Raw genomic sequence first — 14,963 nt, 5'->3', positions numbered from 1 at the left:
ACCACCATCAAGCGTCAACTCTATTCTGTTGGTATCCCGGAGACGGCGCGGCAATGCTGTCCAGCACCACCCGTCGCCCAAACGCCGCCTCCACCAGGGGCACGGCATTCCGCTCCGCCTGCCACAACTCCACCGCCGGATACGTATCCGCAATCAGCGTCAACCGCAGTTCCTCATCCGTCCAACGCGCCGTCACGTCATCCACATTGCCATTGCGCCCCCGCTCCAAAAACTCCGCCAGCCGCAAAATCGCCGCCAACTGCCACACCAGCCCCTCATCTTCCGCGCGCAGCAGCACCTCGTAGCCGGACGTGTCCGGGTCCTTCTTACGGTGATACCGCGCCAGCAGGCCGATGAGGGCGATCTCGCGCGGCGTATACCCCGCCAGCCCATTGAACTCAATCAGCGTCTGCGAATGGCGATGATGACCATCGTACCCCACAATCACGCCCAGATCGTGCAGCAGCGCCCCCGCGTCCAATAGCTCCCGCTCCGGCGGACCAAAGCCGTGCAGCGGCGCCAGTTGGTCAAACAACCGCCCCGCCAGATAGCGCACATGGTTGGCATGGTTCTTCTGATACTGATAGATACGCGCCAGATTTAGCACGCTAAAACGGCGCACATCCGGCATCACGGGATAAGGCAAGTGCCGCCAAAACCGCTCCAAAAACACCCCCTCCCGCAGCCCGCTCATGGACACAGTCAGCGCGTCCACGTCCAACCGCCGCATCACGGCCAGCAGCGCCAGCGCGCCAGGCAAGATGATGTCCGCGCGGTCGCTGTTCAGCCCGTTTAGCTTTTGCCGCTTCGCCAGCGGCAGTTCGCAAAACAAGTTGATACTTGCCCGCACCGATTCTCGGCTCAGCGTAAAGCCATGCAGCGTATACAACGGGTAGCCCTGTCGCACAGCTTCCATGCGCGCCAGATTGCGGATCGTACCACCCAATCCCACCAACATGGTTTGGGGCGACGCCTTTAACCATCTTATTTCGTCTAGCTGGGCTTCAATTTCCGCCTGAACGGCGGCGACCTCCTCCGGCGTCGGCGGGTCGTGTTCAATAAACCGCTCTGTCAACGCCAGCGCCCCCAGCGTCAACGATTGGCCGCGACGGAATCGCCCCGCGCACACCTCGCTCACCTGCAAGCTGCCGCCGCCAATATCCAGCACATAGCCCTGGGCAATGGGCACTTCATTTAGCACCCCAATGGTGGCGTAATACGCCTCTTCCTCCCCGCTGAGAATGCGCAGCGAAAGCCCTAACTCCTGCTGCACACGCTCCACGAAGGCAGGGCCATTGCTGGCCTCGCGCACGGCGCTGGTGGCCGTGGGCAAGATGACGTCAATTTCGCGGCCATGACAAAAATCACGAAAAAGTTGCAGGGTGGACATTGCCCGCGAAATGGCCGCGTCGCTAAGACCGCGTCCCGTCATGCCCTGGCGCAGCCGCACGACCTCGCGGATTTCATCTTGCAGACGAAACGAGTAGCCAGGAATGGCCTTCATCACCACCAGGCGGGCCGTATTGGAACCGAGGTCAATCACGGCCACATGCTGAAAACGGGGTTCGCTCATGCGGCCAGGGCCTGCCGCGTGCGCTTGGCGTCGCGGGCGCGGATGTGCATGTCCAGGATGCGTTTGCGGATGCGGAGGCTGGTGGGGGTGACTTCCAGCAGCTCATCCTCGGCCAGGTATTCAATGGCTTCATCCAGGCTCATCTGGCGTGGCGGCGTGAGGCGCACGTCTATGTCGCGGATAGACTGACGCATGTTCGTCAGGTGTTTCGTTTTGCAGACGTTCACGTCCAGGTCGCCCGGACGCTGGTGTTCGCCCACGACCATCCCCTGATAGACTTCCACGCCCGGTCCCACGAACAACATGCCTCGCGGCTCCGCGTTTTTCAGGCCGTAGGTGTTGGTGAGGCCCATTTCCCAGGCGACCAGGGAGCCGCGTGAGCGGGAAGGGATTTCGCCGGCCAGGGAACCATAGCCGTGGAAGAGGGTGTGCATGATGCCCATGCCACGGGTAGCGGTGAGGAACTGGTAGCGAAACCCAAGCAGACCGCGCGTGGGCACGATGTAGGTCAGGTGGATGGAGCCGTTGTCCATATCTTGCATGTTCAGCATCTCGCCGCGCCGTTTGCCCAACATTTCCACAACCGTGCCCACGGTGTCTGGGCTAGTGTCAATATGGACCTCCTCATAGGGTTCTTGCTTTTCGCCATCTGGCCCTTCGTGGAAGATGACTTCTGGGCGGGATACCTGGAACTCGTACCCTTCGCGGCGCATGGTTTCGATGAGGATGGCCAGGTGCAGTTCGCCACGCCCGGAAACAATGAAGGTGTCGGCGCTTTCGGTTTCGTCCACGCGCAGGGCGACGTTGTGCTTCAACTCCTCGTAGAGGCGCGCGCGCAGGTGGCGAGATGTCACCCAGCGCCCTTCCCGCCCGGCAAAGGGGGAGTTGTTGATGCTGAAGCTCATGCGCACCGTTGGCTCTTCCACCTCAATGGTGGGCAGCGGGCGTGGGTTGTCCGGGTCGGCCAGGGTCTCGCCGATAGCCACGCTCTCCAGACCGGCAACGGCGACGATTTCGCCGGCGCTGGCGGATTCCACTTCGAGGCGTTCCAGGCCGTCATGCACAAACAGGTAGCGGGCGCGCTCCACCAGGATTTCGCCGCCGCGTGTGATCCGTGCCAGCGGTTGGTCCAGGGTGATTTTGCCGGCAAAAACCCGACCAACAGCCGTGAGACCGCGATATTGATCATAAGCCAGCGTCGTCACCAGCATTTGCAGCGGCGCGTCCGCGTCCACCGTTGGCGGGGGAACCTGGCGTAAGATCGTCTCGAACAGGGGCTGCAAGTCGGGTCCGAGGGCCGGGGTGTAGCCCGCCTGTCCTTTGGTGGCAACCGCATAGACGACGGGGAAATCCGCCTGCTCATCCGTGGCTCCCAGTTCAATGAAGAGGTCAAAGGTTTCGTTGAGCACCCGTTCCGGGCCGGCATCGCGGCGGTCTACCTTGTTAATGACGACAATGGCGCGATGTCCCATCTCCAGCGCCTTCTTGAGGACAAAGCGGGTCTGGGGCATGGGACCTTCGGCGGCGTCCACGAGCAGCAGCACGCCGTCCACCATGTTTAGCACCCGCTCCACTTCGCCGCCGAAGTCGGCGTGGCCGGGCGTGTCTACGATGTTGATTTTCACGCGCTCGCCCGTTTGCGGGTCGTCAATGGTGATGGCCGTATTCTTGGCGAGGATGGTGATGCCACGTTCGCGCTCCAGATCGTTGGAGTCGAGGACGCGCTCGGCCACCTGCTGGTTGCTGCGGAAGACGCGCGCCTGGCGCAGCAGACCATCGACAAGGGTGGTTTTGCCGTGGTCCACGTGGGCGATGATGGCGATATTTCGCAAATTGGTTCGTTTCGTAAGCATAGATTTTTCAGACCTGCCGTGGTGACAAAATGGGATGCGCGCGGGTTGTGGTTGGTGAAAACATCATCACAGATGACGCAGATGGCGCGGATGATTATTGACTTGCCCCAAACCGGGTTTTTCATCCAACCAGGGCCTGGGGCACCCTGGAGATTGGACCAATTTCACACGCTCAATGGCCATTTCACCAGAGAAAATTGGTCCAATCTGGCTTAGTAATTACCAGACATGCAAAAACCTCGGCCAGACTGGTCGAGGTCTGTTATCATTGTATCAGGTGGTTCCGCTTCGTACAAATGGCGCACGAGTAGGACTACCTGAGCGCCGACGGATAGAGACGGGGGGTTACGGTTTTGTGGGCGGCCGCTTTCTGGATGTAGGTGATGGCGTCATGCGTGGTAACATGGAAGCATCATAATCCCATGCAATGGCGGGAGTGCCGGCAAAAAACGGTACCGCGAGGAAAAACAGGATGATAAGAAGAATCCTGGGTTGGCTCATAACAGGAATCACGCGCAAGCATATCCCCCGCATCTTGACAGGGGCTACTATCGTTACCATCCTTGCCTTGCTGGTTTGGATTACGTGGGAGACGGTAGATGCCGGCAACATGGGCTTTGCCGAGAAAACGTATTGGGATTGGATGGAATTGCTTATCGTCCCTGCCGTCCTCGCTGCCGCTGGCCTTTGGTTCAGCAACGTACAAAAACGCACCGAACTAGAAATTGCCGAAAAGGAACGGGAAACGGACAGGGAACTTGCCCTGGAGCGACAGCGGCAGCAAACTCTAGAAAACTACTTCGACCGCATCACAGAATTGATTCTGAAACAGGGGCTGGGGCCAGACGCAGACGAAAACGTCAAACGCCTGGCAAGAACCTGCACCCTGACCGTACTCCGAGACCTGGACGCAGGACGCAATCAGCAAGTACTACAATTCCTCCAAGAATCAAAGCTACTAAATGCTTCCTTCTCGCTTGAGAGGGCTGACCTGAGACAAGTGAACTTAAGTCATTCAAATTTGATTAGGGCGCGTTTGAGGGGGGTCAAGCTAACACAAGCAACGCTAGTGGGCACATTGCTAATACATGCGGACCTTGTAAAAGCGAATCTTGCACATGCTGACTTAATGAATGCCGATTTGTATGATGCAGATTTACGAAATGCTAATTTGCAGAAAGCAAATCTCGTCCGGGCAAACATGGTGAGATCTGTCTTATATGGAGCAAACTTGTTAGGAGTAAACTTATCAGGGGCTAACTTGAGGATAGCAGAAGTGGAGTTGAGAGAACTGCTAACAGCAGCGGATCTCTCCCAAGCAACTATGCCCGATGGCCGCACATATGAGGAATGGGTGGCTGCCGGGGATATTTCTGCGCCCGCCTATCCCAGCCAATCAACGCCAGCCGTCACACCCGACGCTGCCGCCCGCCTCGACCACGCCCCCGCGCCAGATGATACAGTCACTCCCGCCGCCGCAATCGACGAGGCCGCCGCATCCAGCAGCCAGGAATAACCCCCAACACAAGCACTTCCCCTTCAAAAAAGGGCTGGACAGTTTCGCCTCACCTGTTCTGATGCTCAAGTTGCCTCAGAAAAGCTGATGGTGTAATAATCTGAATGTCTTCGAATGGCGACAGGACCAACAAATCATTATCGTTGCTGATTACATAATCGGCTTCACCGTTGAGAGCCACATCCAAAAACATGTCATCGTGGGGGTCGCGACATACCGTTACCCGGTGTGTTGGTTCGACCTTCTCCCCTCGTATCCGAATGACGCCTAAAAAGAGGTGAAGATAGTGCGGAGTCAGACGATACTTATCGCGCAGATGGGGACGGTTCAAGACATCAATCAACTCTTCCAGCAACGCCGTACCATACAGCAGCGTAAACTCGCCGTTCTGCCAATGCGCCAGGACACGGCCAGCCTCACCGCGCGGCTTAATGGCGGCGCTGACCAGCACATTGGTGTCAGCGACGGCTCGTATCACGACGGCTCTCCGCTATCGCTGCCACCACATCCGCTTCTACTTCTGCTTCCGAGTAGTCAGCGTTTTGTTCGGCTACTCTGGCGGCAAGGCGGTTAAACTCGGCCAGCAATTCGTCTTCTTGCAGTTCCAGTAGATGGAGAAATGTTTCATAGGGGATCAGCGCCGCTTCCGGACGGCTGCCGCGTGTCAGAACATAGGGGACGTTATCATGGGCAACTTCATCAAACACGGAACGGAAACGCCGCTGCAATTCTGTAACGCCAATCACTTTTTGCATGAGATGCTCCTTTCAGCCAGGAATATATACCTAAATATGTATTGTATAACGAATATCGAAAGATGTGTAGAGGCGCCTCAGAAAACGAAAAATCTGTCCCTGATAGGACAGGCTTTTTTGTCGGAGATGCGGGATTTGAACCCACGATCTCTTCGACCGGAACGAAGCGCGCTTCCGGGCAAGGTCAGGCTCTACCGTTCTTATAACCACATTCTGTAGGAGGAAAACATGGCTATGAACAATCTGAATCGTTGCGACTGGTGTGGGGATGATTTACTCTATGTGCGGTATCATGACGAGGAGTGGGGCGTTCCCGTCTATGACGATCAACTTCTTTTTGCCAAGCTGATTTTGGATGGGGCGCAGGCGGGGTTGAGCTGGATCACGATTCTGCGCAAGCGGGAGAATTATTGGCGGGCGTTCGATAACTTCGACCCGGAGAAGATAGCGCGGTATGACGATAAAAAGGTAGCTGAGTTGATGGGGAATGCCGGCATTGTCCGCAACCGCCTCAAAATCAATGGCGCCATCAAAAACGCGCGCGGGTATCTGGACATCATGGAAACGGAGGGTTCGTTCAGCGACTTCCTGTGGCAGTTTGTGGATGGGAAACCGATACAGAATGAATGGCGCGCGTTGGAGGAATTGCCGGCATTCACCCCCCACGCCACCGCCATGAGCAAAACCCTAAAAAAACGCGGCTTCACCTTCGTTGGCCCAACGATTTGCTACGCCTTCATGCAGGCCGTCGGACTCTGTAATGACCATTTGGTGACGTGTTTCCGCCACGAGGAATGTAAAGTACTGTCGCCATGATCCGGCAAAGCAGCGGTACCGGGCATCAAGTGCCTTCGTGACCGTCAAGCAGAAGGGCATTGTTTGACATAACGGTGTTTTTACCTCCGTTTTCCAAATTCATTCCAAATTCGTAAGAAACAGGGGGGAAAAACAGACGGAAAAGCGTATAGTAATTTACGGCAGCGATACAGCCCGGGTGTGGTGTCAGTGTAACCTCATCGGCGGGGCCATTATTAAGCCCCTTTGTGCTTGCCACACAGAGGGGCTTTTACTTGCCACCGTTTCCGTGTCCCCACATTACAATCCACCATCCTGAAGCGCGACACAATTGTAAACACCGTTTTCACGACCCGGCAGTCCACAAAGGCGCATCGCGCTTGCACCCCAATACTTCCCCAACCCCAATTCGTCTCGAATTTCCACGAAAAAGGGGAAAAATCGAAGCAAAAGCGTATATATTTTACGGCAGTGATATTACCTGGGATGCAGCACTTGAAACGCTTCATCTTGAGGCCATTATTAAGCCTCTCTGTTTTGCCGAACAGGGGGGCTTTTATTTATGCCGGCAGGTTTCCCCGCGTTCGTTGGTGTATAATCCGCGCCATATCTTGACACGGAGAGACACCACACGGCATGACACACCCCCAGCCCATCATCTTTGGCGTCGCGGGCGGCACCGCTTCCGGCAAAACGACCATCGCCCGATCCATCCTGGAGGCCATTGGCACATCCCAGATCGCCTACCTTCCCCACGACGCCTACTACCGCGACATGCCCCAATTGTCGCTGGAAGCGCGCGTGCGGCAAAACTACGACCATCCCGATTCATTTGAAACGGATTTATTGATCGCCCACGTGCGGAAGCTTCTCCGTTGGCAATCCGTTCACATCCCCGTCTATGATTTTGCCCAATATCGGCGCACGCCAAGAACGGTTCTCGTTGAACCGGCTCCCGTCGTTCTCATTGATGGCATCCTCATCTTCACCAACGCGGAACTCCGCCAATTGATGGACGTCAAAATTTACGTAGACACGGATGCCGACGTGCGCTTCATTCGGCGCTTGAAACGGGACATGGAGGAGCGGGGCCGGTCGCTTGATTCCATCATCAACCAATATCTACAAACCGTGCGCCTCATGCACCTCGAATTCGTCGAACCAAGTAAACGGTACGCCGACGTGATCATTCCCGAAGGTGGCCTGAACCGCGTGGCGACGGACATGGTCGTCTCCCGCCTGCAGGCGCTCTTGCGCGCGCGCGACCAACAACCAACCGCCAACTGACAACCACCACCTACCAACCATCCCTACTATGTCCCACCAAAACGTCCGCATTCATCCCACCGCCGATGTATCATCGCAGGCCGAAATTGGCGCGGGAACCGTCATCTGGCATCAGGCACAGGTGCGGGAACGAGCCATCATTGGCGGCAACTGCATATTAGGCAAGGGCGTCTACGTCGATTTTGATGTACACCTGGGAGACCATTGCAAACTGCAAAATGGCGTCTTCGTTTATCATCCCGCCGTTGTTGAGGCCGGCGTCTTCCTGGGGCCGGGCGTCATCGTCACCAACGATAAGCGCCCGCGCGCGGTGAACCCAGACATGACCTTAAAAACGGACGCGGATTGGGAAGTATTGCCGGTGTGGATCGGGACGGGAGCATCCGTCGGAGCCGGGGCGGTGCTGCTGCCCGGCGTGCGCATCGGGCGGTGGGCGATGGTGGGAGCAGGCAGCATCGTCACGCGGGATGTGCCGGATTATGGCCTGGTGCTGGGCAATCCCGCCCGGCTCGTCGGCTACGTCTGCCCCTGCGGCGCGCGCCTGACGCAGCAAGGCGGGGCATACGTCTGCCCCGCCTGTGGTACAAAAACCTTCCCGGAAGCGGAGAGCTTCCAGGAAGATGAGTGAGTAGCCCTTCCCGGAAGCTGAGAGCTTCCGGGAAGATAGGTGTCTCAAGGACCAACAACCACGCGGTCACTGCCGCTGCGCCCAAACACTTCCGGCGCGTACATTTCCTCCGCTTTCGCGGGCGGGACGACGAATGTTCCCGGCGTGGTGGCGCGGGCCACGTAGCTGTATTCATAGACGCCATCCCAGAGCAGTGAGGTAAACGCCTCGGCGCGGTCATCGCGCAGGTTCTGGTGTTCGTACCAGGGTCCCCACCACCACCAGTAGGGGGTTGGCCTGGCGTTTTCGTTGGGTGGCACGCTGGAGACGGCCAGATCGGGATTGATGATTTCGAGTCCTGCCGGCATTCTATCCACCAAAGCCACATGATACCGCCGATTAGACGCCACCATCGTAATCCGCACCCGCACCCGCGCCCCGGGGCGAATGTGCCACACCCCATCCCCATCCTGCGTCACATCCGCGGGATCATCCACCGCCTCATACGTCCGCAGCACCGTAAAACCCATATCCAACGGCTCCAGCGTGAGGTCCGTGGGCGCATACGTCAGACCGAGGCGATAGTAGAGGCGACCCGTCCCTTCCTTGCTCACAACCAGATCAGGCGTTCCGCCGATTCCCGCCAACGCCCTCATAGGCACATCCGTCTCATGCCGTTCCGTCGTGCGCCCCGCGTAGGCGTGCGCGCCCACATATTGGTCGCCCAACCACATTTGCGCCACGAAGTCAGGCGTCTCCGCCTCAAACGTATTGAAATAGTGGTCCAGCGCCAGCAGCACAAACACATTTTCCTGCGTGTTGTCCCAGCGTCCACTTTCGCGGTGCGCCAGCAGCCCATTCACCACTTTCGGGATCAGGTCGCTGGTCGGATCAGCCACAATCAGCGCATCCAGGATCACGGCATCCGTGCGCCGGTCTGAATGCAGCATCAAGTATTCATCATCCCCATAAGAGGTGGTGAAATTCGCCGCGCCCGCCGTTTCCACGGCGCGGTTCTGGATGTGGCGCGCAATCGCCGCCACCTGCGCCGCCGCGCCCGGATCATCCAGCATCACCTGCCATAACCAGGCGGATGCCTCCAGCGGCAGTTGCTCCACGCCGGCGCTATCGAAAAGCTGACGCGCCTTCACCGTGTCCGTGTCGCCCATCAGATGACGCACGTAGAGGGCGTAGGCGCTCAGCCCCCAGCGGATTTCTTGCCCGTACCAATCGGGATAGTAACGCTCAATATCCCGCAGATAGCTCTGCGCGTTGTTCAGTAGCGATTGCGGCACGTCGAACCCCTTCAGCCGCGCCCGCGCCAGCGCATGAGCCACGTGGACGGAGTAGAAGGGAATGGACTCGCGCCCACGCTCCCAGATGGGAAAGCCGCCATCGCTGTTTTGCAACCCGGCCAGGCGATCAATGTCTCGCTGCACCGCCGCTTCCATTTCCGCCGGAGACGGCAAACCGGCGGCGGAGAAGGCGGTGAGGACATCGCGCAGCGCGGCCACGCCCAAAATGCGCGAGGCCAACTGCTCCGAGCATTCAAACGGATAGCTGGCCAGGTAGAGGACGGCGTCGGTGAGCGCCTGCAACGCCGTGGACGAGGTCTGGATTTCCAGGCTGCCAAACTGCGTATAAACGTCGGCGGGCACGGCCACGGGTTGAGCCACCGCGCCCGCGTCCAGCACGCCGTAGGTGGCGAAGGCTTCCGTCGTCGCCGGCGTGTACACGGGGAACTCCCCGCTGGCGGCGTCGGCGTATGCGCCGGACACTGCCGCCGCCTGGAAGCGTACCGTGCCCGCCAACTGCGTCGCCGCCGCGAAGCGCACTTCAACGCGGTCGTTGGCGGGAACCGTCACACGCTGGCCGCCGTCGCCGCTCAATTCCAGGTTAGTGACCCGCAATACCACATCCACCGTCATCGGTTCGTCCGTCTGGTTTTGTAACACAACGGGGAACTCAAACTGGTCGCCGAAGTTGAGGAAGCGGGGAGCGGAGGGGCGCACCATCAGCGGCAGGCGCGCGGTGATGTTGGCTTCGCCGGAGCCAAACTGCTTCTCCCCGGCCACGGCCACGGCCATGACGCGATAGCGGGTAAGATTGTCGGGGAGTTTGACGCTGACCTGGGCGCGTCCGTTGGTGTCGGTGGTGACGGCGGGGGCGAATGCCGCCAGCGGATTGAAATCGGTGCGAATCTGGATAGGTTGCGCGGCATTGGCGGACTCGTCAAGAGCCATCTCTCGCGGAACAGCCGACGGCGCAGAGAAGGCATCTCCGGCGGCTGCTTCTTCAACGGCCATTTCCATGACCACGCGCGTCGCTTCGACTTTCAAACCTTCCGTCGTCACCGTTTCTTGCAACTGTCCCAGCAAGGCAGCGGGGTTTGCCAGCAGGAGGGTGGCGCGTCCGTAGGTGCTATCCACGTAGGTAGACCGCTGTCCGTAGAACTGATCCAGGGGGTTGGCAAGCTGGTAATTGGTGAGGGCCAGGATGGCTTCGTCCACGACGACAAGGGCGACTTCGGCGTTGGGCACGGGTTGGCCGTTGGCGTCGGTCACTTGCAGGTCAATGGCGGTTTCCGCGCCGGGGGCGAGGGCGGACGCTTGCGGCATGACGGAGAGGGTGAGGACGCGGGCGGCGGGCGGGATGTTCAGGGTGAGGCTGCCGCTGGCGTAGGCGGGTCGGGGCGGCAGGTTGGGTTGGATTGTGCCGGCATCATCCACCCGCTCCGCCTCGCCCACCACATCCACTTGCAACCCCAGATTCGGGAGTTGCGCTTCCGTGATGGGCACGCGCAGCGTCGCCGTCCCGGTCTCATCCACCGTAAACGACTCCGTGTACAAAACACCGCCGCGGCTCACCGTCAGCAAACCAGTGGCGGGACCGAAAGGCGCCTGCACCAGGATTTCCGCCATATCACCCGGCCGGTACGTATCCTGATTCGGGATCAACGTCACCTGCTCCTGCTCCACATTGCGCGCGGGCGGGCGTTCGCCACCGCTCACCCAGCGCGTGATCTGGCTCTGATTGCCGCGACCCTGCGCGTCCGTGATCGTGGCCGTAATACGGTACGTGCCACCCACGTCCGTGGCAAACGTACAGGAAATGGGTTCCGTTGTGGAAACCACGGAACAAATTTGTTCGTCCGCCACTTCCTCCGCCCAGCCGCCGCGCCCATACCGCCATTGCAGCCGTGCCGCCGTGATCGTCATCGTCTGGTCAGCAATCGCATTGCCATCCAGGTCCGTGACAATCGCGTCCACGTCCAGCGGCTGCCCCGCGTTCACGAAGTACTGCTGGCCGCGCAGACCCACGTACAGGCTAGCGGGATGCACCAGCAGCGAGGTGGTCGCGCTCCATGCCTGGCGATTCACGTCCATGACGGTGGCGTTGGCCATCACGCTGTACGGCTGGGGCTGCGTCTGCATCGCCTCGTTCGCCTGGAAGTCGATTCGCAGATAGTGCGTGCCGCTGGCGTCCGTGACACCGCTGAATGTCTGCGATTGGCCCGGAAGGCCGGGATAGAAGCCGCCGCGATAGGCGAATTCGTCGTAATAGACAGGGCCGTACCACCACCAGGGCGTCCAGGTGCCAAAGGTGAAGTCGGGCCAGTTGGGCGGTGCGTAGCTGCTGGGAGAAGTAGTCACGTCCCAGGTAACGTCGGCGTTGGGCAGCGCCCCGCCGGCGTAATAGTTGGCGCTGACGGCTACGGTGGCGCTGCCATCGCGGAAGAAGGGGCCGGGGGATTCATTGCGGGCGCTTACCTCGAACTCCGGGCGGCGGAACTCCTGCACCTGAAATGCGTGGTAATATTGCAGCCCATCCATATCACCGCTGACGCCATTGGCGGTCAGGTCGATGTTGAAGTACCCCAGATTGGCGCCTGCCGGCAACGTAAAGGCAAAATCGAAGCCACCCAACGCGCTGCTGGCAGCCTGGCCGGAGAGCAGTGCGTTGCCAAACGGGTCAATGACCTGGTAGATGACACGCTCCAACCCGCTGACGAGGCTGACATCTCCGTTGAGATCGTTGCCGATGCGGCGCAGCCACCCTTTGACGTGAACTTCCTCGCCCGGACGGTAAATCTGGCGGTCGTCGAAGACGTACCAGCGCAGTTCGTCGCGCACGATTTGGCGCTGCCAGCGCGGGTAATCATCCCAGTAGTAGAGATTGCCGGGGAGGATGGCGGTGTCGTCTCCTTGCTGGGCCGTCAGGTAGGAGATGCCGCTGTTCAGGTCCAGCCGCGCCACGCCCTGTTCGTCCGTGATGGCGGATTGCGCGCCGCCGGAGACGGTCACGCCGACCAGTGGTGCGCCGTCTTGCAGATTGGTGGTCCAGGCCAGGAGTTGGTGCGGGTCGGCGAAGGCGTCCAGGCCGATGCGGGTCGCCTGCGCCCATACCTGTACTATCTGGCGTTCGTACCGTTTTTTGCCGGCATCTTCCGGCGGATAAACAATAACAATAAGATGACGGGTCCCATTGCCCAACGCTGGCGATAGGTCGATGTTCGTCTCTTGCAAGCTGTCCGGCTGGGCATCAATCGTCACCGTTTCGTCGCGCACCTTTTCCCCCGGCGGGGTCGGCCAGTCGTCCTGCTGGTTATAGTCGCGCAAATAACGTTGGAAAGCGGGCCAGTCGGCGGGCTGCACGGCATAGATACGCAATTGCAAGCGGGATTGATTGATGGTGTAGAGGTCCAGAGTCGGTTGGGCGGCGGAGGGGTCCAGCGTCACCAGAATTTTGTCCGGGCCGCTGAGGACGGCAGGGGCGGAGCCATACTGGAAGCGGAGGGTCTGCGTTTTGCCCAGCGTCTGGCCGAAGGTGTCCTGAATCGCCGCCGACAGCGTGACATCGTAACTGGTGCGCCCTTTGGTGGGACCGCTGACGATCAGGGTGCTGCCCTGGATGTCCACGGTTGCGCCGGGGAGGGCGGGCGAGACTTCGACCCACGACTCTTCGTAAGCGTCCCGGTTGAGGGGATTGTTAAATTGGATGCGCATGGGACTGAGCGGGGTGCAATCTTCGTCGTTCCAACTGCATTGGGCGCTTTCGACGACCAGGGGGTAGTAGGTGGAGAAGTTGTAGGTTTGGGCCTGTTCGGTGAGGCGGGGGCCTTCGGCGGAGGGGGTTCCGGGGCCGATGGTGATGGTGATGGGAGAAGATGCCGGCATTTCCCCCTCCCCCCGAAACGCCAACCACGTACCGGTCCGCGCCCTGTTTGCCAACCGGTCTATCTCCTCATTCGCCGCCACCTCCTCCGCGCTCGCCAATCGTAGCGGCACATTCGCCTGCCCCGCCTGCGCCTGGATCGTCGCCAACACCGCCGCCGGATCAATCAGTTGATCAAAAGCGGCAAACATCAACGCATCCGTCGGTTGCGGCTCGTTTTGCGGCCAAAACTGCGTCACTTGCGGCGGCGGCGTGCGGAACGTCCAGGTGACGGTCTCCGCCAGGGCGCTGCCGTTGGCCGACCGCGTGCCCGCCGGGATTTCCACCACGTACGCCGTCGCCTTGGGGAAACGGTCCACCTCGCCTTGATACTCGAAGGAGAGCGTTTGCGGGCTGAGCCACTTCCACACGCCAGGAATGGCCGGCGTCAGGTGAACGGGCACCGCTTCTGCCGGCAATGCTTCCAGGCTGGTCAAAGGAACCATGGGCTGATTAAAGGTCACGTTCAGGAATGGGGCGATGTTGATGTCCCCTTCTGGCGCGTAGCGCAGCACTTGCAGCGGTCCGCTGACGACTTCCGGCGGCTGCGCGGAGGTCGGCGGTGGGGGGAATGATTCGGTGATGGTTTCGCCGGGGCGCGGCGGGGGTGGGGCTTCTGGCGGGAATTGGAATGGCTGCTGATCGCTTTCTGGGGCGGTTAATGCCGGCAATCGCGCCAAAATAGCCGCAATCTCCGTCGCGGACAGCGGCGTTCCCACCACAACCGGCACGGCAGGAACCGCTTGCGGCGGCGCGGCCTGCCCGGCGCTGAGCGTCAGCGCCAACCCACCGGCCGCAGCCGCTTCAGCAGCCGGCGCGCCCAGGAGATTCGCTGCCGCCTCCCAGGCAATCGCCGGAAAAGTGGAACCGGCGGTCGTTGTTCCGCCGCGAATTCTGTCCGCCAACGGCGGTCCGGCAAAAATCGCCGCAATCAGCAACAGCACGGCGGCCAGGCTGAGCGCCTTGCCGCGTCGGGTACGAGGGAGGAAACGGGACACGTTCATAGCTGTCTCCAGGGTGTGTGATCAGGGACCAGGGCTAAATGGTCAATTTTCGGTTGATAGTGGGATGCGCTGACGCATCAGGCGTTGGCGTCCGATAGATAAAAGACGATAGCCCGGCGGGTTTAGTTCCCCGCCCTGCTCGCGCAAACAGAAGTAGGCCACGGAAAAAACGGAAGACATGGAAGGCGCAGACAAAACGAGCATAGCGGTCGCCAACGCATGATTCCCCCGTAGTCCGATTTGGAAAATCGGACACCACCGACATTGTCAAGATAAATCTGCGGCATCGGCGCAATCTGTGATCGTTTGCGCCCATCATGCTGCACCCTCGCATGGCGAAGGCCTCACAAAATCACCGC

The 14,963-nt window shown here is 59.8% G+C and carries 9 protein-coding genes and 1 tRNA gene; 4 read left to right on the top strand and 6 right to left on the bottom strand.

Features of this window, described 5'->3' with window-relative positions; all coding sequences use genetic code 11:
* Positions 1-7: 7 nt before the first annotated feature.
* A complete protein-coding gene (locus tag H6650_16455) occupies positions 8-1,573 on the bottom strand; it encodes a Ppx/GppA family phosphatase (GenBank protein MCB8953597.1) in 1,566 nt (521 codons plus the stop codon).
* On the bottom strand, positions 1,570-3,426 hold the full coding sequence (gene typA / locus H6650_16450; protein ID MCB8953596.1) for a translational GTPase TypA: 1,857 nt from the start codon (positions 3,424-3,426) through the stop codon (positions 1,570-1,572). Before typA ends, H6650_16455 begins: the two co-directional genes overlap by 4 nt.
* A 472-nt stretch (positions 3,427-3,898) precedes the next feature.
* On the opposite strand from typA, the gene H6650_16445 reads away from it, so the two are divergent.
* The gene (locus H6650_16445) at positions 3,899-4,942 is read left to right on the top strand and encodes a pentapeptide repeat-containing protein (protein ID MCB8953595.1); all 1,044 of its coding nucleotides are present in this window, start codon (positions 3,899-3,901) and stop codon (positions 4,940-4,942) included.
* Positions 4,943-4,991: 49 nt separating this feature from the next.
* Here the strand turns inward: H6650_16445 and H6650_16440 are convergent, their stop codons facing one another.
* The 3 genes from H6650_16440 to H6650_16430 all read right to left on the bottom strand — a co-directional run bounded on the left by H6650_16440 (position 4,992) and on the right by H6650_16430 (position 5,892).
* Positions 4,992-5,420, bottom strand: coding sequence for a putative toxin-antitoxin system toxin component, PIN family (locus tag H6650_16440; GenBank protein MCB8953594.1), 429 nt, complete (start codon positions 5,418-5,420; stop codon positions 4,992-4,994).
* Positions 5,401-5,697, bottom strand: coding sequence for a type II toxin-antitoxin system Phd/YefM family antitoxin (locus tag H6650_16435; protein ID MCB8953593.1), 297 nt, complete (start codon positions 5,695-5,697; stop codon positions 5,401-5,403). Before H6650_16435 ends, H6650_16440 begins: the two co-directional genes overlap by 20 nt.
* 121 nt (positions 5,698-5,818) lie before the next feature.
* A tRNA-Arg gene (locus H6650_16430) sits at positions 5,819-5,892 on the bottom strand.
* A gap of 39 nt (positions 5,893-5,931) precedes the next feature.
* Here H6650_16430 and H6650_16425 point away from each other — a divergent pair.
* From H6650_16425 to H6650_16415, 3 genes are all read left to right on the top strand, one after another.
* Positions 5,932-6,513 carry a DNA-3-methyladenine glycosylase I gene (locus H6650_16425; protein ID MCB8953592.1) on the top strand — a complete coding sequence of 194 codons (582 nt, stop codon included), beginning with the start codon at positions 5,932-5,934 and terminating at the stop codon, positions 6,511-6,513.
* A 615-nt stretch (positions 6,514-7,128) separates the two neighbouring features.
* The gene (gene udk, locus H6650_16420) at positions 7,129-7,779 is read left to right on the top strand and encodes a uridine kinase (protein MCB8953591.1); all 651 of its coding nucleotides are present in this window, start codon (positions 7,129-7,131) and stop codon (positions 7,777-7,779) included.
* A gap of 28 nt (positions 7,780-7,807) precedes the next feature.
* The gene (locus H6650_16415; GenBank protein ID MCB8953590.1) at positions 7,808-8,407 is read left to right on the top strand and encodes an N-acetyltransferase; all 600 of its coding nucleotides are present in this window, start codon (positions 7,808-7,810) and stop codon (positions 8,405-8,407) included.
* A gap of 44 nt (positions 8,408-8,451) precedes the next feature.
* Here the strand turns inward: H6650_16415 and H6650_16410 are convergent, their stop codons facing one another.
* On the bottom strand, positions 8,452-14,604 hold the full coding sequence (locus tag H6650_16410) for a hypothetical protein (protein ID MCB8953589.1): 6,153 nt from the start codon (positions 14,602-14,604) through the stop codon (positions 8,452-8,454).
* Positions 14,605-14,963: the final 359 nt, after the last annotated feature.

The organism is Ardenticatenales bacterium, from assembly GCA_020634515.1.
Lineage (GTDB): Bacteria > Chloroflexota > Anaerolineae > Promineifilales > Promineifilaceae > JAGVTM01.
The sequence above is the reverse complement of the archived record's forward strand: the minus strand, read 5'-3'. Positions and strand labels throughout refer to the sequence as shown.